This is a genomic window from Priestia sp. FSL W8-0524, assembly GCF_038005965.1.
Taxonomy (GTDB): Bacteria; Bacillota; Bacilli; order Bacillales; family Bacillaceae_H; genus Priestia; species Priestia zanthoxyli.
The window spans coordinates 2,013,619-2,033,344 of sequence record NZ_JBBOUG010000001.1 but is presented as its reverse complement, the minus strand read 5'-3'; the positions used below and the strand labels follow the sequence as shown (position 1 = coordinate 2,033,344).

The window sequence follows — 19,726 nt, the reverse complement described above, 5'->3', positions numbered from 1 at the left end:
TAGAGAGTGTAACATGAATAAGCGCTGCTATTTATAAAATTGATAAAAAAAACTAGTCTCGCCCGAGGCAAGACTAGTTTTTTTATTATCTATGCTGATCTTGATACATAGGTCCTTCTGAAATCATATTGCTTTCAGAAACGTACGTAGGATCTGAATGCGCATCTTTATTTAGGCTAGCATTTACCTGCTGTTTTTTAGATAAACTTGAAAGTTTTACTTTGGCACTTCGAACAAGTCCTTTTACTTTTCGGCGTTTCGCAGCATCGCTTAATAGATAAGACGTAATGCCGACTCCTACCGTTGATAGCGTAATACCTGATATCAATGCTTTTTGTTTTCGTTTTCTCATAATAGCTCCTTCCTTGTACCATTTTGAATCTTACAATAACTTTTCCCTCTCAGGTACTCTCTCAAACCCGATTATTCAGATTATTCACTTCTTTAACAAGACGCTGCAGCGTGTCCGCTCCTGTTATTCCATCTGAAAAAAGGCCATACTGATTCTGGAATTTTTTCACTGCAGCGATTAATTCATCTCCATAGGAACCGTCTGCTCCAAACTTCGGAAGAGAAAAACCTAGCGTAAGTAAGTTTTGCTGAATTTGTTTGACTCCTAACCCTCTATCACCTTTGGAATAGACAAATGGTCCTTTTGTATTATTCGTCATAGAGAGATTTGTTGTGACTTCTTTAAAAAATGAGCAGTCCATTTCATTTATATCCACATTTGTAGAAATTCCTTTTACTCTGCCAGAATCCGTATACTGAAACATTGCCCACCGCTGCCATTGACTTAGCTCACCAGGGTGCTGCATACCGCCTTGTCTGTTGTTTGCACTATATCTTGCTACCCACAAAGGATACTTACTTATTTCAGTTGTAAAAAAAGTTTTAGCAAAATGATAATTAGTATATACGATAGGCTTAATCCCTGTTGTTTTGTGAACATGCTCGAGCCAGCTTACGGCAAAGCGAGAAACAAATTCTTTGGATTTTTTCTTATCTTCTTCTAGATCCAAACACGGCGGAAGGTCTAGTTTCATTTGTCCAAGCTGAGCAATAAAAAAAGCAGCTTCTTTCTCCGGGCTATTTGTACAGTGAGCATAATGATAAAATCCTACTCTCAAGCCCGCATTTTTAGCACCTATATAATTTTCATAAGATCTAGGGTCTACAAAAGTTCCGCCTTCTGTTAACTTTATATACACCCCTTTCACTGAGGTGTTTTTTATTTCTTTCCAATTAATGATTCCTTGATGATGAGAAACATCGAGAATAATAGGATTATTTGAATGTCGACTTTGCATAGTTTTCACCTCTTTTGCTAGCTTCCTTATGTATACGACGAATATTTTAAAACCCCTGTTTTTCCGGATCTTGATATTCTTTTATAACGATGTGTAAAACGTTGCTCATTTGAATAGCTAAATAAGCTTCGTGTTTTTTGTCATAATAACGATACCATCCTTGCGTATGAATAATAGATTCCTCAAGCTCTTTTACACTTTCTGATTCAACCAATGTACTGATTGATTTTTCATTTCCAAAATAAAACTTCACTTCGTACGTCACTTGAATCCCTCCTTTATAAAGATGTAAATACCCTAATCGTATGTACTTGAATCTAGTACAAGGTAGTGTAAAATTTCTTTTAATCCGCTTTCTCTTTTTATATGTTTATTTAGAACAATGTTCATTTTATTATAAAACAAGAAGCCAAGCAGCTCAGAATGCTTGGCTTCTTGTTTTATTTTGATGGATGAATCATATTAGCTGGATTTACCCATTGCTCAAATTGTTCTTCTGTCAGAAGGCCTGTTTTTACCGCTGCTTCTTTTAATGTCGTTCCTTCTTGATGAGCCAGCTTGGCGATTTTAGCCGCATTTTCATACCCTATGTGCGGATTTAACGCTGTTACAAGCATAAGAGAATTTTCTAGATTATGCTGGATTTTCTCTTTGTTGGGTTCAATTCCTACTGCGCATTTATCTTTAAAAGCCTGCATGGAATCTGTCAGCAGTCTGACTGATTGTAAAAAATTATAAATAATAACCGGCTTAAATACATTTAATTCAAAGTTTCCTTGACTAGCCGCAATTCCAATCGTCACGTCATTCCCTAACACTTGTGCAGAAACCATTGTTAGAGCTTCACTTTGAGTTGGATTTACTTTTCCAGGCATAATAGAACTTCCTGGTTCGTTAGCAGGAATCGTGATTTCACCTAATCCGCTCCGAGGACCGCTTGCCAGCCAGCGTACGTCATTGGCGATTTTCATTAAGTCAGCTGCTAAGGCTTTGAGTGCACCATGGGCATAAACCACTTGATCGTGACTTGTTAATGCATGAAATTTATTAGGTGCTGAGATAAATGTTTTTCCAAGCGTGCTGCTGATTTCTTTCGCTACTTCATCGCCGAAGTCAGGATGTGCATTTATCCCCGTTCCAACAGCTGTACCGCCAATAGCTAGCTCCTTCATATACTCTACGCTTTGTTTAATCATTTCTTCATTTTTTTCGAGCATATGATGCCACCCGCTAATTTCTTGTCCTAGTGTTAGCGGTGTAGCATCTTGTAAATGGGTTCTTCCTATTTTAATAATATCTTTAAACTGCTCTTGCTTCGCAGCAAACGTTTCTTTTAATGTTTTTAAAGCAGGCAATAATTGATCTTCGACTTCTAGTACAGCTGCAATATGAAGAGCTGTAGGAAAAGTATCGTTAGAGCTTTGTGACATATTAACATCATCATTTGGATGGAGCGTTTCGTCGCCGTTTATTAGCTGGTTTCCCCGGTGGGAAATCACTTCATTTACATTCATGTTTGATTGCGTTCCGCTTCCTGTCTGCCATACTACTAAAGGAAAATGTTCATTCCATTTCCCTTCAATAATTTCGTTAGCAGCTTGCACGATGGCTTCCGATTTCCCTGCTGATAGTTTGCCTAGTTTATGATTGCTAATAGCCGCACTTTTCTTCAGAACCGCAAAAGCGCGTATTACTTCAATCGGCATTTTTTCAATCCCTATTGGAAAGTTTTCTTTACTTCTTTGCGTTTGCGCTCCCCATAGTTTATCTTCTGCCACTTTGATTTCTCCAATTGAATCTCTTTCGATACGATAGCTCATAGTTAGAACTCCTTTTCAATATTTTCTTTACCTATTAGTATTGATTATATGGATGAATTTCATGACATAATAACAATTATTCACTGTTGAAAATTCCCTTTTTTCTATTTTTTAAACGGGCTTAACTTATTTGATTATTTAGCTCATAGTTTATTTTGATTTTATGATACAAAAAAAGATCCGAAGAATACGCTCTTCAGGTCTTTTTAATAAGTCCAATTTTACTTATGAATCCATACAGCACCAGCTGAATTGTCTTTTGCTTCACCAATTACGTCTAATTTTAATCCGTTTTGAGGAAGCAAGCGGCCTGCATCTTTAATTCTTTCATCTAAATACGATTTTTTATCGTTAAAGCTTGTAACACCATTTGATTCTTTAGATGAAATCGTTCCCCACGTTTTATGAGAATATGACCAAGCAGGTGATTTATCAAATGAGAACGCCGCGTCTGCAATTTGATATCGGCTTGAATTTGCTGTAGTGCTAATACCATTCACATTAAAGTAAAGAACTTTATGAGCATGTGAATCTACTACACCAAGGAATCCTTCACCCGGATGTTGTCCTACCCAGTTATCAAGATAGCTTTCATCTGCGTACCAAAGCAGCATGCCTGTATTATATTTTGCACCGCGCGCGAATTGAAGTGCTTTATCACTGCCTGCATAGTTTCTCCACTCAAGGTAATAATAGTTATCTTTATAGCTGATGCCGTTTGTCTTTTCAAATCCATCTAACGTTACTTTTGGAGCTCCTTCAGCATCGTCCGTGAATACCGTTTTTCCATCTACTACTAAACTAGCATTATCAAGAGCGAATCCTTGAAGAGCAAGTCCGCCGTCCGTGACGTATTCAAATTGAAGCTTGATTTTTTTACCTTTAAACTGCGTTAAGTCATAACTTTTATCTTCCCATTTTCCGTTAGATGTTTCAGCAGAACCATCTGCATTATTCGCTTTATCACCAATTGTATCTAACAGAACTTTTGAACCGTCAGGAAGAATCGCATTTACATATAAGTAATCGTATTCTGCCTCTACTTCATAGAACGCTTTGTAATTGAATTTAGCTGTGTTGGCCGTTGTTAAATCAAACTCTGGCGTTGTCATCGTCGTATGCAGATCGTCTCCGCGTTTACTGTAATAATAGTTGCTTCCAAACTCAGGCTTAATCCCTTGAACAGCTTTTTTAGGTAAATTAATCTTTACAATACCTGGTCGTTTAGATTTTGTGACACTTTGATCAACCACGCTCACAGAGCCCGATTTTGTAATGTTTTTGCTGTCAATTTGTTGAATATTTGCCCAGTTTCCACCCATATTTGCTTGGAAAAACTCTTTATTTTGCGGGGAGAAACTTGTCGGTTCTGTTCCAGCTACTTCACCAGCCCAGCTCCCTCCGCTCATAATTGACCAAACGCCTACCGGCTCACCTTGACCCGTATACTGTGTATCATACTCATCCGGCAAACCTAAATCATGGCCAAATTCATGAGCAAAAACCCCAACTGCTCCGTCTTCTGGTTCGATTGTATAATCATAAGCAGCCATGTTTGTTCCAGGAACTTTATATACTTGTCCCAAAGTAGAGCGGTGAGACCAGATAGCATCGTTTCCTAGTTTACCTCCACCTGCTTCTTGCCCAGTTCCAGCATGAATGACCATTAAGTGATCCACTATGCCGTCAGGCTCATTGCGGTTGCCATCTCCATCGATATCATATTGATCGAACTGATCATAATCTGAAAGGTTAATGCCGCTTTTTGCTGCTGCAGCAAGCGCTTCTTTTACAAGGTTACGAGGCCCTTTAGATCCAGGCGCATTATCGTTTCCTCCCGCTGGATTGTCTGCTCCGTATTCTTTTGCGTTTCCAGGTACGGTTAACCAGTCAGAAACCGTTCCATCTACTGTGTAACTACCTCCAGACTGTTCCTCATAATATTGTTTAAACGTTTTAATTTTCTTTCCGTTGAATAGCGTAAAGTCTTTCTTTCCAAACATTAATTGCTGATAGTGATTTCGGTTAAAGTCTTTTGCATACATGTAACCAGGTTCTTGAACGACATTATTGTGCTTGAAGTCTGCGTATTCGACTAAAAGTACAAGAACTTTATCTTTTCTCACTTGTCCGTTATATTTTGCCTGAGCTGCAGGTTTAACGTTTACCCCGTTCCCCGAATTGTTTCCTTGAGACTTAATGTTAGCAAATTCGCCTCGTTGAAACTTTTCTTTTTGTTTTGTTTGCATTTCTTTCGCTTTCAAATCAATTTTGCTAGCTTTATGTCCTTTCATGCTCTCTTTATGTGCATCTTTTTTGTTTATGTAAGAAGTAACGGCTTTCTTCACTTCTTGCGGTGTTGCACTTTGAGAAATAACTCCTTGGTTTTTCAGTGCGTTAGCCAATCTTTCTTCCGGTACTGTATTCATATCAATTGGTGAACTCGGAAGTTCCTCCGATTGTGCGGTTTTAGCTGAAGCAGTACTTCCATTCATAAGTACTGGTCCCACTCCGCTTAATGTAACAGTTGTGGCAAGAAAAGATGTCCCCAAAATCTTTTTCCAGCTTTTCAAGTAAACCCCTCCATTTTAGAATTTTCAAACTATTAGCAAGATTTATTTTATATTCTAAAACTAGGAAGGTCAACTACATTTTACTATATTATTAAAATTTTTTGATTCTAGTAGATAATGTAAAATAGTTTTATAGTATGTAACTAGTTTTCTTTGCCTGACAATTAAAATGTCTGATAAACCCTTCTTGCGTATGCAAATTCCATGCCAAATCGATAACCACAACTAAAACTGTATGAAGCGTATTTTTTTAGGGAATTAGAACCACCTTTTCCGTATTACTATTATATAAAAACAAAAAATTCCCCATTATGGATACAGAAAGATAAAAAAATCACTTCTCGATAGACGAGAAGTGATAACCTTTGTATGCAAGTAAATTTAAGAATGTTCTTTTTGACGATGCAGCAAGATATGATAGAGCGACGTGCTCCAAATAGACATATTGCGCGCTGCGATTTCATAAGGTTTTTCATCAATTTTAAACAAGAAATCCCCTTCATAACTCACGGATTTCCCTTGCTTTTCCAGCTCTTGTTTAACAGCTTCAATCCATTCTACTGCATTCGTATAATGTTTGTTCAAACGAACTTTAATAGTTTGATTCCTGTAATGAATAAAAGATGTAATTCCCCAAAAAATTAAGACAAGAAAAAGTACCATATACAGCAATTGCATGATAACGATCCCCTTCTTCCTTCATTTCATTATTTTCAATGAAGACTTAATTTAGATGAGTAAATATTACTATTCTCCTTTGCTATCGTCATCTCCTTTAAAAAAGTAAATTCCTTTTACACGTGGGCGTATAAAATAAACCCGTGTACATGCTTGCTCATCTTTTTTACTAACGTTTTCTGTTAAAAAATGATAAGCTAATAGAATGATAAATAGAAAGGGAGGGCGACGAGTTGTCAACTGAACAAGTGAAATTAGCAGCCGTTTTAGATGTTGAAACAACGGGATTAAGTGCTCAAACATGCGATATTATCGAACTGGCAATTGCTGTTGTTTCTTATGATTCTTCTACCGGAGAAATAATCGACATTGTAGAAGAATATGAAGAATTTAATATGCCTTCAACTCCCATTTTCCCGTACATTACAAACTTAACGGGAATTACAAATGAGATGGTCAAAAATAAAACATTAGACGATAAAAAAGTGGAATCATTGTTAACTAGCGTTTCGGCTATCATCGCTCATAATGCTTCTTTCGATCGCAGTTTTCTTTTAAAACGGTATCCATCTTTATTTAACCAAAAATGGCACTGCTCTATGCGTGCTGTCAAATGGAAAGAGTACGGCTTTCCTAATAAAAAACTAACAACACTTCTTGACCATCATAAGATTGAGAGAGAGAACGCTCACAGAGCTATGGATGACGTGAAAGGAACCATTGACTTGCTAAGACAGCAAAATCCTAGCGGAGAGCCCTATTTTTCTGAAGTATTAAAAAAAGCAATGAGCAAACCTAAAAAAACAGCGGCTTCCACTCGTTTTTAACTTAATAAAAAAAGCGCAGCTTCTGCGCTTTTTTTGTTTTTATTTGCCTATTTCTTAAGTGTTGAGTTATATGTTTGAGGAATATGGTTGTAAACAGCGAGGTTGTAAACGCACCGGAAGAAAAAGAAAAGTTCCTGCTTTCAAACCAAAAAATCGCGGAGGAACAAACTGAACAGCTGGTGTTTACAGACATATACGAAATCAGCTGATTTGCTAATAATCTAGAAGATTCAAATTATACTTCTCTTACCTTTTGGCTTTGAAGGTCGTGATGCGTTTGTTCTAGTTCACTTAAATTCAATTCGTACAAATGTCTCCCGTCTTCTGCTTTAAAGTAACCCGATTCAATAATTTGATTCATTAAAAGATCTTTCTTTTGCTCAAATGCTTTTTCAGATGTCATGTTATCATCTCCTTTTTTAAGTGAATATCTTTCATAGAAAAGACGTACACCGCTTGTGGCATACGTCTTGTTGCTTTTCACACTCGTTACCTATGTTTAAAAACAACGCAATCGTTACATTTTATCGAGAAGGCTGCTTACGTCTTGCAGTCATATTGAACATTTTGGTGATGCACTACTTTTATACCCTTCATGATGTTCTTAAAACGCAATTGGAAAAAGATTTTCATAAAATCTGTTTGCCATCTACTGCCCCGCTTTCAAAATGCGGCTGTGCGGCGATTTTTTTTGTTGCTAAACTAACCACCATTAATACAACTAAATTAATAAATAAAGAAATGACGCCGACATTTGTATCTTTAATGATTTGTGGCAACGCAGGAAACAACGTGCCAAGCGTTGTTTCAGTAATCGTTATATACATCACAGACGCAATGCCGGCAACAATACCTGCACACGCCCCGTATTTAGTCACGATATTGTTTTTCATTAAACTAAAAATAAAAGCAGGAAACAGCTGCGTCACAATGCTGTAACCCATTAGTAAAAGCGTTACAATTGTATTCCCTCCATGAAGTGTAAAATAGACTGAAACAAGCGCAATGACTGGTACGAAGCATTTAGCCAGTATCGAAATTTGTTTGCCCGTCGCTGAGGGAACAAGCACGCCGTAAACGTTTTTAGATAGTGACGTAGAAGCTGCCATCAAGAGCATCGATCCAGGCACAAGCGCTGTTAATAAACCAGCTGCGCCGATAAAGCCGACAATCCACGGGTCAAATGTTTGAATGGAAAGACGAAGCAGTGACAAGTCCGCTTCTGCGCCTTGTAGTCCAGGTACCTGCATAAGAGCAGTAAACCCTACAAAAAAGACAAAAAGCAGCATTAACGTATAAATAGGACTTATAATAGAATTTTTTCTAAATACATTCTCGTTTTCAGCTGAATACGTTGCATTAAACGTATGCGGCCACATGTAAAATCCTAATACAGTCAGCATGACTGTAGAAATAAACCACGAAATACTTAGACCTGTCTTGGGAAGAGTAAGAAACGTTGGATTTGCTTGATGCACAGCCTCAAACATTGGCTGTAAGCCTCCGTAGTAATGAAACGGCATATATATTCCTAAAAATAAGACAACAATAAAAATCATAATATCTTTCACAATAGCCGTCCAAGCGGAACCATGTATGCCTGATATCATTAAGTAAACCGTTAATGATATGGCTCCAATCCAAATGGCTGCAGTTGAAGAGATAGAGCCATAAGAAGCTTCAGATACAATAATGCCTAGGCCTTTGAATTGTAAAATAATATAAGGAACAATTGCCAGCACCCCTGCACATGAAACAACGATACCCAGAAACGGACTTTTGTATTTTGAAACAAAAAAATCCGGCTGAGACATGAGCTTATGCTGCTTCGCATATCGCCATATTTGCGGACCAATCCAATACCCTAAAACGTACGCTAAAGAAATATAGGCTAAAATATAAAACGCCGGCCCTCCTTTCCCATATGCCCAAGCGCTTCCACCTAGAAACGTAAAAGTAGTATAGATTTCACCCGCCATCAAAAAGAAGACAAAAACGGTTCCAAAACCTCTGCCCCCTACGCTCCACTGCTCTAAATCCATTTTTTTGCCCCGCGTAGCTCGAATTCCAAGATAAATAGCTAAAAGTAAAAAACCGAAAATAATAATCAGTGCGGTATTCATTGTTTATCTCCTCCTTTAACAGCAGGATCGAGCTTGTACACAATACCCATAATAAAAGATGTAAGGATTACCCACATAACAATCCAAAAAAGAAAAAAAGGCATCCCTAAAATAAACGGCGTCACTTTGTTAACGAAAGGCAATAAACCTAATATTCCTACAAACGGAAGCAGGCAAAGAAGATAAATTATTTTCATAGAACTCCTCCTTAATCACACGGCTTATCAGTACTTATCTAAGGCTTTAACTATCTCATTATGTACTTCTCTTATTCTTCTCTTTACACCTCCATTCTTGAGCTAAACGAGACGTTTGTCATAGAAAACCGCCGTTTGTTTGCTCCTTAGTATCTTCCATTTGTCCCCATATGAAAAGGAGTTTGTAAGACATGCTTACAAAATTTTGAATGCAGCAGAATATTATTTCATATTTTCATATACAGAATATAGACAAACAAAAAAACGGAACTGAAAGTAAAGGTCTCAAACAGTTCCGTTTCGATCTAGCATTTCTATACTTTATTCTTCTTCTTTTTTCTTTACACCAAGCGAAGAGAGCGCTTGTTTTAAATGTCCGAACGTTTCAATTTTATTAAAACTGATTCCTACATTAACAGCCGTCTGAGCCATGTCAGGACTCACTCCTGACATAATCGCATGAATGCCTAACAGCTGCAAAATGTTAATCAAATCAAAAAATTTGTGAGCGACATACGTATCTACATAATTTACACCCGATAAGTCAATGACTAAATGCCTTATATGTTTTTCTGCACACCTTTTTGGAACAACCTCGATAATAGAATCACCTTTGATTTCATCAATAAGCCCTACCAAAGGCAAGACCGCGATGTGGTCTACAATTGGAATAACAGGAAAACTCGTTTCGTCGATTAGCTCTTGCTGAAGACTTATTTTTTGCCTTGTGATTTTATAATACTGTTCGGAAAATTCATTAATGAGTTTATCAAATGTTGTATGATAAACTTCACTCCAAGACAGTATATCTTCTTTTGTAATAGATGAATGTATCAGGCTATATGTTTTGACATATGTCCAAATAATTTTTCTTGTTTTGCTTAGCGCTTCTACTACTTCGTAAATCGGCGTATCAAATTTAATTCTGCTGTTTACTACTTCCGTCGTCCATTTCATCATACGTTGTTTAAAAATCTCTTGATCGTCAAGAAAGCCGCTCGCAATTGTTTCGATCGTATAACGATGCTGCTCGCGCAGCTTTTTCTCAACTGATGCGTCTGCGTCCTTTGAGTAAATCGATCCTTTAATATTACTTCTTTGGCGCAGCCATTCTTCACTGATAGAGGCTGAATTCTCTAAAATATATTCAAAAAGACGTTGATTTTGTTCACTCACTACTGTTTAACCTCCGTTCACTTTCTCTTTCTGTCCAATCACTTACAAAACGCACCTTATGAGAAATTCATGCTTCATATTTTTTCCTCGTCCATCTCTATCATACACGATAACCGCTATGCATACTTATAGAGAATTAGATATAAACAAGCAGGTATTTAATTATCTACATAGATAAACTGCCGTGTATGATGCAACTATCATTTATTTTCACATGAAAGGATGTTAATTGTATTGAAAAAATCAATTATTTTGTTGGGGCTTCTCGCTACAAGTATTGGATTATCAGCTTGCTCAAACATTACAACCACTTCTTCTGCTACAAACTCTTCTGCACATTCAGGTCATGAACATCATAAAGCTGCAGTTGCTGATATTCGCGAAGAGACTCCAGGAGCAGATGTTTTACCACAGTTTTTGAAGAACCAGCCTAAAGACATGAAGCTAGTTTATCTATCCGTTGCTAAAAATCGTGAACTACTTGAAAAAATCCCTTGCTACTGTGGATGTGGCATGGAAGCGAATCACAAAAATAGCTATGACTGCTTTATTTTTAAAAACAAAAGAAATGGAGCAGTTGTCTGGGATGATCATGGAACAAAATGCGGATTGTGTATAGAAATTGCAGCTAAAGCTATGCTCGACTATAACCGAGGCAAATCAATAAAAGATATTCGCAAAGACATCGATGAAAAATATAAGGAAGGCTATGCACAACCCACTCCTACTCCTTCCTTGTAGAACATTGGCATTGTTCAAGTAAACATTCGCGACAGATATATGTAAAAGTAGAAAACATCAAAAAACACTCAAATAGCTATTTGAGTGTTTTTTGTGTACTATTCTTTCACAAACTCTTTTGTACTTCTTACTGTATCAATCGGACGCACGAGCTTCTCAATTTCTGCACGTTTTGGCTCTAAAAATGGAGGAAGTGATAATTTTTCTCCGAGCGTTTCGTAAGGTTCATCTCCCATAAATCCTGGTCCATCTGTCGCAAATTCAAATAAAATTTGCGGAGCCACTCTTGCATACAACGATTCAAAGAAGTGACGATTCACATAACCAGACGTATGGAAACCGAAGCTTGGCATTCGGTTAATCCATTCTTCAAGAGCCTGTCGATTTTCTACGCGAAAAGCAACGTGATGAACCGTTCCAAAACCTTGCTGAGCCTGCGGAAGTTTTTCGTTGTGTTCGACTACTACTTGCGCACCGTTTCCTCCTTCTCCTACTTCAAATAGGTGGAGATTTCCTTCTTGAGCAATCTCTTTAAATAAAAGGACTTTTTCCATCATTTCTTTAAAGTAATTAAACTCGGCGATACGAATAAAGATAGGACCGAGTCCCGTAATAGCGTATTGAAGAGGTACAGGACCTTTTTGCCAAGGAGTGCCTGATTCAACTCCTTGATTTCCTTCATCGGAAATTAACTGATACTGCTGATCATCAAAATCAACAAACGAAAGAGTCTTTTTCCCAAATAGCTCTTGAATCCCCGTATGCTTCACTTCTAAGCGATCAAAGCGCTTTACCCAATAGTCTAAAGCCTCATCATTTGGAACGCGGAAAGATGTTTTTGAAATTTCATTTGTTCCGTGAGAACCTTTTGGAATTCCTGGAAAATCAAAAAAAGTCATGTCCGTTCCGGCACTGCCTTTATCATCTGCGAAAAACAAATGATACGTTTGAATATCATCTTGATTGACCGTTTTTTTTACTAAGCGCATGCCTAACACATAGGTGAAAAATTCATAATTTTTTTCTGCGCTGCTCGTAATAGCCGTTACGTGGTGTATTCCTTTTAAGTGGTTCATTCTACATTCCTCCGGATAAATCGTCTAGTTTATCATTCGTTATTTATCTTTAATTTAAATATCTTTAATTAAAGATAATATACCATGATTAATTTTCCTTTGTCAATAAAGTATGGATGATCTCGGAAGGAAATATGTAGGTTTTTACATTTTAGCAAAATCTCATAAATGAGGACGGACCAAATCGGTAATAAAACACCGTATTGTTGCCTAGTTCCTTCTCTAACCTATACTAATTTATTTCTCTTACACGATATCATGTTTTTAAACCTTTGTCCGGTATTCGGTGAGATCATCACCCAACAGGCAAACATCAATTAATTCAATAACTCCCGGCAGCTAACTTTTTTAATCTTTTTATATAAAAGGAATAGTAAGAAAAAACTTCATCACATATACTATATAAATTTATATAAAAGGCAGGGATATCATGAAAGCACAGCGCTTGGTAGATGACAAAAAAGCAACATACAGCAAGGAAGTTCAGAAGCACTTTAACCTAAAAATAAATGGGAAAATTTATACACAACCCTCGCCGCCATCACCTTCCTCACCCCCTATGCAGAAGAAAAATCTTAAATACAAACCTCAAAATAAGGTTCTGCGCACGTATGATAAAAAAGATCAAGTGGTAAACGGCACACAAGAAAAGCTCATAAAATCTGCCAAAACTAGATTAACCAAATATGAAAAGCTTCTATTAAGCAATCAGCTTTCAGAATCCGCGGCTCTTTACTCACCTTTTGGGTTAGAAGAGCTCGTACGAATGGCTAGTAGAGAGGAGTGAACGATTTGTGTTGGATGAAAAAGTAATCATTGATACAAACATTTGGGCTTCACATGCGCTTAATTATCCAGAAGTTGTGGAATACATTAATGAACTTATTTCAAATAATGCGGAATTTTTAATGCCTACCGTTGTAGAAATGGAACTTCTGTCGCATTGGGAAGTAGAAACAAATCCTCAAGTCAAAGCAGTAAAAAATCATTATATTTACGATATGACCGATAAGATTGTAGACGTTACAAGTGAAATTGCACAGCTAGCAGCTCAAATTCGCAGAAAAGCTAAAATAGAATCCAATAAAAAAATTAAAGGCCCAGATGCGATGATTGCCGCATCTGCTTTTATACATAATGCAAAACTGATTTCCAACAATAATAAAGATTTTGCTTGGATTACGTTTAATTTCAGCTACCGAGGTCAACCATTATCTTATGTAAATCCTATTAAAGATACGATTGCTTACGCTTCCTTTATTAAAAGCTTCGAACTGCCTACTTTGCCTCACACAGCAGATACCTTACAAAAAAATAAAAAGGACAACTAATTTCTTTTTATTATTAAAATATTCCTTATCTCCCGTCGAATTTTTAAAGTGAAAATTTGATGGGTACATACTCCAACTCTTTCTATAATGAATACAGTAAAAAGCATAAAAACTTAGGCGGTGAAAAGAGTGAATTACCCATATTACCCGGAACAACCTTTAGAAGAGTATCAATATGGCTACGATTATTATTCCAATCCCCAGGAAACTGAAGAAAGATTCCCTTATGGTTATTATCCATATCCTCGCCCACGTCCATTTTATCCTTACCCTTACCCACGTCCTATTTATTACCACCCCCCTTACTTTTACCCTCGTCCTCGTCCGTTTTACCCACACCCAGTGTATTGGAGATAAAAAAAGAAGAGCTGTCAGCTCTTCTTTTTTGTTTCTTGATATTTAGACATCTCTTCTTTAATAATGGTCACAAACGCTTCATTTTGCTCAATTTCAAAAACAGTAATAGCTTTTTCTAGGTAAACTATTCCTTCTTTAAGCTCACCAAGCTGACAGAGTGCTTCTCCAATTTGATAGTGCAGTTCTCCTAATAAATAAAGCGTCTCATGCTGAATACACAGCTCTAGTCCTGCTTGTGCATATTTAACCGACTTTTCATAACGTTCCATTTGCAAAAGCGCATGTGATAATCCATATAAAATTCGAATTTTGACAAGAGGATCTTTTAACTTAGGAAGCAAAGCAATATGCTGCAATCCTTCCATAAACGTACTGAACGCTTTTTTTAAATGACCTTCTTCTTCGTAAATAATGGCAATACTATTTAAAATAGCAATCTCTTTTTCTGAATAAAACTGTTCGCTCGTACGCGTGAACGCAATCGCTTTTTCCAATTTACGAAGCGCTTGCTCAAATTTATTTCCAATATAATAATCACATATGGCTTCGTGCCATAGGAAAAATTGTGCGTGAAAAGGATCTTGAAACATAGGATTATCTTTTTCTTTATCCACCATATGTAACACGGTTTCATAATCGCGTTTTCGTATATAATGCCTAATGGTCGATTTAATTTCTTTTGAATAATCGTTGGGCGTTAGCTCTCCTGCTTCAAAGAAATAATTCATCGGAACCCCTAAGCGTTTCGATAAATGATAGAGAACTTCACTGCTTGCATGAATTTCACCTTGTTCAAATCGATGTAGCTCTTCTTCTGTACAAATTCCTTCTGATAACTCGACAGTTGTCATTTCCGCAATCTTTCGCAGATCTTGAATCAGCTGACCTACTTGTTTTTTATCATTCAAAAAATCACCTTACTTAATGTCAATGAACTCTGTGAAAACAACGTTCCATTATGTTTTTATAAGTCTATTGTACCATTTAGGTAGTTTTTTTATCAATAGTATCAAGAAAAATATCCCAAGAAAGATTGTTCTAGTTATAGTATTATTTTAGACAATCTCCTGCTTCTTCTTTTGAAATGTATCCTTCTTGCACTCCATATAACACTTGATCACATCGCCATAAAGTAGAACTATATCCATCGTTTTCTTCCATTTCTTGATTAATTTGTTGCTTTGTTTCGTCTGTGAAACTTTCTTCTTGTTGTCGACGAACCTCTTCTTCGTATTGATCTGGAGCAGAAATATCTTCGTTTACTTCAGGTTCTTCATATTGATCAGCATGAGATAATTCTTCATCATTTGTTTGTTGCTTTTGACTTTGTGCTACTTGAACTTGTTGTTTCTTTTTTTCTTCTGCTTCTTGCGCTGCGATACGTTGTTGTTCAGCAATCTTTTGTTGTCTTTGTTGCTCAACTACTTCGGCTTGACGGTTAGCTTCCGCTTCTTCTCTTGCTTTCTGCTCTGCTAATTCTTTAGCTTTTTTTTCTTCTTCAACTTTTACACTATACGCACGTAAATCTTTCTGTTCGTTTTGAATTTGCTGAGATTCAGACTTTTTATCTAAATCTTTGCCTTCAGGCTTCTTCTTAGGTTCTTCAGCTACACTTTTCTTCTTTAGTGAATTATTCTCCTTCTCATCACCGTCACAAGCACCCATAGTCAAACTCAAAGACAACAAAGCAGTACCAATTAGCAACTTTTTCACAGAATTCTCCCCTTTTGTTTGATGGAAGCCACAATCAGAAGTACCTTAAATTTCTTTTTATATAGTGTTACTTTAAACTGATAAACTAAGTTGGCTGATTACTTTTTCTAAATTCATAATTAATTGGTTGGGTCTGCAACTATTATTCATTACGTTATGACATATTTGAGGAAGCTCAAACTTAACCCCTACAATTGCTCTATCACAGTACTTATCCCTTCAACGAGTAAATAATACCACAAAATAGGTTATTTTTGTTATTTTTTCAATTATATCTCTTTTTTATTTTCCGAGGAATTTCCGTTAAAATCGCTAATATTCTCCATAGCTTTCATAGCTTCACTTCTTTTCTTCTTTTTCAGCTTGCTCTAGCATGGATAAAGCATTTAAGTTAGCTCACGTTCTAAATGTTGGAGTGGATGAATTATACGAGAAAATTGAGATGTAAAAAAGCCCAATCCAATTAAGGAAAGGGCATTTTAACTAATACTGGTTAATCATATTTTCTACTAATATCATAAACCTTCCAGCTTGATTTAGAGTTTGCTTTTGACAAATATAAATAAGTCCAATGATTTCCAGACTCTTCATCGAGGAGGTATTGAGAAACAGCTAAATATTCTTGATTATCTTTTATGTAGTATTGGATAGTTGGTTTTTTCTTAGCATACCACTCAAAATTATCTATATTGTAACCGAATATTTCAGTTTCAATTTGATGATACAGTTGATTTCCGTACTTATCTTTTCCGCTTTTGTACATTTGCTCTTTAAAAAACTTGTCAATGTAAGTTGTCGTGAATCCTGGATTCATAATTGAATAAATCTGTTGCTTGGTATAATTTCTTTCCCAAGTTTTTCTTTGCATATTAATTACTTTGTCTGTAATACTTTTTGCTGTGCTCTGAGACATATTATAATAAAATCTTAAGTATTTAGTTGATACATAGGCTTTACGCTTATTATATCTAATCTCTGACCATCCAGTTTTAGTTTGAGAATAAACTGTGGTTTTTACACCATTTTTTTAAAGAACCCACTTTTTTATAATTAGCTCCTGGGCCGCTTCTAACAGTAAGACTCCCACTGCTAACATCCACGTATGCTGTTTTCGTTGAAGCAGCTTCAGTTGTATCTGCTTTAGAAAATGGCAAAATAACAGCAACTGCTAAGATTACAATTAAGGAAACTTTTAACATATTAAATTTCATATAGCACCACCCATTACTTTAGTACTATTATTATAAAGCAATAAAGTCTTTTTTACTATATAAAAATGTGGCTTTTATGGTTTTATTGACTTGAATTGAAATTACTATTAGTTTCTCAACTCCTATATCAGAACATCATATTCCAAGTCCTTCACTCTTACTTTGTATTAGCTTTAATTTCAGTATTAATAATAGTAAGATTTGTCTTATCTACTGGGCAACCTAGCGTACGATCGATGAAGCATTCAATTATTTTACCTCTGACATTATTACGTGAGACGAATGCTAATCACCAGTAGGGTTGTACTGTCTCATGTAACTTGAAGATCATTAACACCTCACCAAAGTCTTTGAACTTTTGTATTCTTCTATCAATCTCTGCATTAAACTCAGGATTTTTCAACTGCTTATATAATGTAATCCTGCTAACACCTACTTTTTTTGCTATAACCTGCGGTTCTATATGACCTCGAGTTAATGATAATAATTGTTGATTAATCAATTAAATTACACTCATATTTACACTTTCATCTACCTTTCAGAAGTTAGCATGCTGAATGCTATTTATGTACATCTTTACTCTCATTAAATAACTCTTCCTGTCACTTTAAATACTGCTTTAAGTATCTTTCTTGCCTTTTACCGCAACACCTTTTGTAAATGTTATATCAGTTGTATATGGTTCACGTACCTTTAAAAGCTTCAAGTCATACAGTACTTGGTGTGTTGTATATCCTGCTTGTGTAGATGCTGGTTTTTTAGATAAAATCTTTTGACCTGATTTTTCTAAAGAAAACGGCCACGTCACTTTAGCACTAGGTTTCAAATCAACCAGCTCAATATTTCCTGACTTATTAAACTTATAATAAGCATCTGTAATTAAAATTCCTGATCCTGTAGGGAAAATCGAATCAAACATATATTCATGATGAATCTTGTTAACAGTAGTATTACATAATTTTTTGTTGATTTAGTTTTCATTTGCTAGATTTATTTTAAAAAGAGAAAAAGCCACTCTAATTAGAACGGCTTCAGTAGTTATTGTTTTTCTTAAATATATTTTTTCCATTTTTATAATTTTCTAATCTTTTCTACCTATCAATAAAGAAAAACAGCACATCCATGTGCTGTTTCCCTCAAGTTCATATGATTTGTGACACTGTACATCTTTTCAACTTAAATAGAATCAAATACTTGACGCAGTTGAGCTGCGCTTTTATTGATTGCCTGCTGAGCGAGTGGGACAAATTCATGAAACCCTAAAAATCCGTGAATCATCGTTTCATAATTTTCGTAGGTGACGGGAACACCGTGATTTTTTAATGCGTCCGCGTAGTCTTTTCCGCTATCTCTTAGAGGGTCGTACTGTGCTGTAATAATGGTAGCGCTTGGTAGACTCGATAAATCTTCTAGTAATACCGGAGCATTATAGGGATGCTGTTCTTCTTCTTTATTATTTAAGTACTGAAGGCGAAACCAATCCATAAGATCTTTTGAAAGCAGGTATCCTTCGGCATTTTCTTTCATAGAGGCAGGATGCTGATTTTTAAATCCTACAGACGGATAAATAAGCATCTGATGAACAATGGATGGACCTTGTCTTTGTTTTGCTAAAATGCTTACAACCGCAGCAAGGTTGCCACCGGCACTATCTCCTCCAACGGCAATTTTGTTTGAATCGATATTTAATTGAGACGCGTGAGCTGAAATCCAATCCAAGGCGTCATAGGCATCGTTCACCGCAGCGGGAAATTTACTCTCAGGAGCAAGGCGGTAATCAACAGACACTACAATACAGTTTGTTTCATTTGCATACGACCTGCATATGGAGTCATGAGTATCCAGGCTTCCTAATACCCAGCCTCCTCCGTGATAATAAACAAGAGCTGGAAATGGCCCTGTTCCTTCAGGCTCATACACTCGTATAGTGAGGGTACGTTCATTTAATTGGATTTCTTCATTATATACTTTTTTAACTGCTTCTTTAGAAGGAGTTAAAGACATCTTTTCCATTTCCCTCAGCTGCAGGGGTGTAACGTCCTCTAAAGAAGGACGGGGCATTTCGTTATATTGATTTAGAAATATTTGAATATGCGGATCTAACGGCATTCTTCTTCTCTCTCCTTTCAAGGTAACTCTATATGTAATGATGAATGAAATTTCAGAAAAAATCCAATATATTGTCTTCTCGGCAGGCTTTTGTTTGTTTTAATTAAAAATGGGTATAACAATTAAATAAAGAGGATGATATTCGTATATATTTTATTCTCACCTATATAAATATAAATACGTACAAAGGAGGCACAATGATGATTATTGTTTATATAAGCTTAGCTGTTGTTTTGGCATCACTTGCGTATCTTATTTACGCAGGCGTATCATTTAATAAAAAAATCAAGCCAACTGTGAACTCTGTAAATGCCACTTCTCAACATCTTCAAAACGAAACTGATCATATTAAAGAAAAAACAAACCATTTAAAAGTAACACAAGCAGCGATTAAAACGGATATACAGTACAAAAAAGATTCGGTCAAATATACAGCCAACTCATTTAAACAGCTTGTTAATAGCTTTAAACGTTAAAAAAGGAA

Annotated in this window: 22 protein-coding genes; 5 read left to right on the top strand and 17 right to left on the bottom strand. The window is 36.2% G+C overall.

The genetic code is table 11. The annotated features are described in order from the left end of the window. Window positions 1-85: 85 nt before the first annotated feature. The 6 genes from NST66_RS10180 to NST66_RS10155 form a co-directional block, all read right to left on the bottom strand. On the bottom strand, window positions 86-352 hold the full coding sequence (locus NST66_RS10180) for a hypothetical protein (RefSeq protein WP_028413373.1): 267 nt from the start codon (window positions 350-352) through the stop codon (window positions 86-88). A 61-nt stretch (window positions 353-413) separates the two neighbouring features. After that, the gene (locus NST66_RS10175; protein WP_098999320.1) at window positions 414-1,310 is read right to left on the bottom strand and encodes a GH25 family lysozyme; all 897 of its coding nucleotides are present in this window, start codon (window positions 1,308-1,310) and stop codon (window positions 414-416) included. Between the two features lie 46 nt (window positions 1,311-1,356). Then, window positions 1,357-1,575, bottom strand: coding sequence for a hypothetical protein (locus NST66_RS10170; RefSeq protein WP_251440386.1), 219 nt, complete (start codon window positions 1,573-1,575; stop codon window positions 1,357-1,359). A 175-nt stretch (window positions 1,576-1,750) separates the two neighbouring features. After that, window positions 1,751-3,130 (bottom strand): class II fumarate hydratase, encoded by a 1,380-nt coding sequence (fumC, locus tag NST66_RS10165; RefSeq protein ID WP_340843297.1) that lies wholly within the window; start codon window positions 3,128-3,130, stop codon window positions 1,751-1,753. 221 nt (window positions 3,131-3,351) lie between these two features. Continuing rightward, window positions 3,352-5,703: an immune inhibitor A domain-containing protein gene (locus tag NST66_RS10160; protein ID WP_028413376.1), complete on the bottom strand. Its 2,352-nt coding sequence runs from the start codon at window positions 5,701-5,703 to the stop codon at window positions 3,352-3,354. A 381-nt stretch (window positions 5,704-6,084) separates the two neighbouring features. Continuing rightward, window positions 6,085-6,381 (bottom strand): hypothetical protein, encoded by a 297-nt coding sequence (locus NST66_RS10155; protein WP_028413377.1) that lies wholly within the window; start codon window positions 6,379-6,381, stop codon window positions 6,085-6,087. A gap of 233 nt (window positions 6,382-6,614) precedes the next feature. On the opposite strand from NST66_RS10155, the gene NST66_RS10150 reads away from it, so the two are divergent. Then, the gene (locus NST66_RS10150; RefSeq protein ID WP_028413378.1) at window positions 6,615-7,208 is read left to right on the top strand and encodes an exonuclease domain-containing protein; all 594 of its coding nucleotides are present in this window, start codon (window positions 6,615-6,617) and stop codon (window positions 7,206-7,208) included. A gap of 235 nt (window positions 7,209-7,443) precedes the next feature. Here the strand turns inward: NST66_RS10150 and NST66_RS10145 are convergent, their stop codons facing one another. The 4 genes from NST66_RS10145 to NST66_RS10130 form a co-directional block, all read right to left on the bottom strand. Continuing rightward, a complete protein-coding gene (locus NST66_RS10145; protein ID WP_080754423.1) occupies window positions 7,444-7,611 on the bottom strand; it encodes a Fur-regulated basic protein FbpA in 168 nt (55 codons plus the stop codon). A 226-nt stretch (window positions 7,612-7,837) separates the two neighbouring features. Beyond that, window positions 7,838-9,331 carry a sodium:solute symporter family protein gene (locus NST66_RS10140; protein WP_047750990.1) on the bottom strand — a complete coding sequence of 498 codons (1,494 nt, stop codon included), beginning with the start codon at window positions 9,329-9,331 and terminating at the stop codon, window positions 7,838-7,840. Continuing rightward, complete coding sequence (locus NST66_RS10135; protein WP_033578956.1) at window positions 9,328-9,528, bottom strand: DUF3311 domain-containing protein; 201 nt, start codon at window positions 9,526-9,528, stop codon at window positions 9,328-9,330. Before NST66_RS10135 ends, NST66_RS10140 begins: the two co-directional genes overlap by 4 nt. Window positions 9,529-9,849: 321 nt before the next feature. Further along, the gene (locus NST66_RS10130) at window positions 9,850-10,704 is read right to left on the bottom strand and encodes an STAS domain-containing protein (protein ID WP_034266072.1); all 855 of its coding nucleotides are present in this window, start codon (window positions 10,702-10,704) and stop codon (window positions 9,850-9,852) included. A gap of 234 nt (window positions 10,705-10,938) precedes the next feature. Here NST66_RS10130 and NST66_RS10125 point away from each other — a divergent pair, with 234 nt between their 5' ends. Then, complete coding sequence (locus tag NST66_RS10125; RefSeq protein WP_311264506.1) at window positions 10,939-11,445, top strand: PCYCGC motif-containing (lipo)protein; 507 nt, start codon at window positions 10,939-10,941, stop codon at window positions 11,443-11,445. Between the two features lie 98 nt (window positions 11,446-11,543). Here NST66_RS10125 and NST66_RS10120 read toward each other — a convergent pair whose 3' ends face one another. Continuing rightward, window positions 11,544-12,521, bottom strand: coding sequence for a ring-cleaving dioxygenase (locus tag NST66_RS10120; RefSeq protein WP_028413383.1), 978 nt, complete (start codon window positions 12,519-12,521; stop codon window positions 11,544-11,546). 430 nt (window positions 12,522-12,951) lie between these two features. Here NST66_RS10120 and NST66_RS10115 point away from each other — a divergent pair, with 430 nt between their 5' ends. Together NST66_RS10115 and NST66_RS10110 are read left to right on the top strand one after the other, a co-directional pair. Further along, the gene (locus NST66_RS10115) at window positions 12,952-13,308 is read left to right on the top strand and encodes a hypothetical protein (RefSeq protein WP_034266066.1); all 357 of its coding nucleotides are present in this window, start codon (window positions 12,952-12,954) and stop codon (window positions 13,306-13,308) included. Between the two features lie 7 nt (window positions 13,309-13,315). After that, entirely contained in the window at window positions 13,316-13,852 is a 537-nt protein-coding gene (locus NST66_RS10110; RefSeq protein ID WP_034266063.1) for a PIN domain-containing protein, read from the top strand. A 371-nt stretch (window positions 13,853-14,223) separates the two neighbouring features. Here the strand turns inward: NST66_RS10110 and NST66_RS10105 are convergent, their stop codons facing one another. The 6 genes from NST66_RS10105 to NST66_RS10080 form a co-directional block, all read right to left on the bottom strand. Next, window positions 14,224-15,117: a helix-turn-helix domain-containing protein gene (locus tag NST66_RS10105; RefSeq protein WP_033578951.1), complete on the bottom strand. Its 894-nt coding sequence runs from the start codon at window positions 15,115-15,117 to the stop codon at window positions 14,224-14,226. 142 nt (window positions 15,118-15,259) lie between these two features. Next, window positions 15,260-15,922: a hypothetical protein gene (locus tag NST66_RS10100; protein WP_033578950.1), complete on the bottom strand. Its 663-nt coding sequence runs from the start codon at window positions 15,920-15,922 to the stop codon at window positions 15,260-15,262. Window positions 15,923-16,415: 493 nt separating this feature from the next. After that, window positions 16,416-16,835, bottom strand: a complete 420-nt coding sequence (locus NST66_RS10095; RefSeq protein WP_340843296.1) for a hypothetical protein — start codon at window positions 16,833-16,835, stop codon at window positions 16,416-16,418. Window positions 16,836-16,911: 76 nt separating this feature from the next. After that, a complete protein-coding gene (locus tag NST66_RS10090) occupies window positions 16,912-17,133 on the bottom strand; it encodes a hypothetical protein (RefSeq protein WP_340843295.1) in 222 nt (73 codons plus the stop codon). A 619-nt stretch (window positions 17,134-17,752) separates the two neighbouring features. After that, window positions 17,753-18,052, bottom strand: coding sequence for a hypothetical protein (locus NST66_RS10085; protein ID WP_033578948.1), 300 nt, complete (start codon window positions 18,050-18,052; stop codon window positions 17,753-17,755). Window positions 18,053-18,309: 257 nt separating this feature from the next. Then, window positions 18,310-19,242: an alpha/beta hydrolase gene (locus tag NST66_RS10080; RefSeq protein WP_033578947.1), complete on the bottom strand. Its 933-nt coding sequence runs from the start codon at window positions 19,240-19,242 to the stop codon at window positions 18,310-18,312. A 200-nt stretch (window positions 19,243-19,442) separates the two neighbouring features. Between NST66_RS10080 and NST66_RS10075 the strand changes: the two genes are divergently transcribed. Further along, entirely contained in the window at window positions 19,443-19,718 is a 276-nt protein-coding gene (locus NST66_RS10075) for a hypothetical protein (RefSeq protein WP_034266052.1), read from the top strand. Window positions 19,719-19,726: the final 8 nt, after the last annotated feature.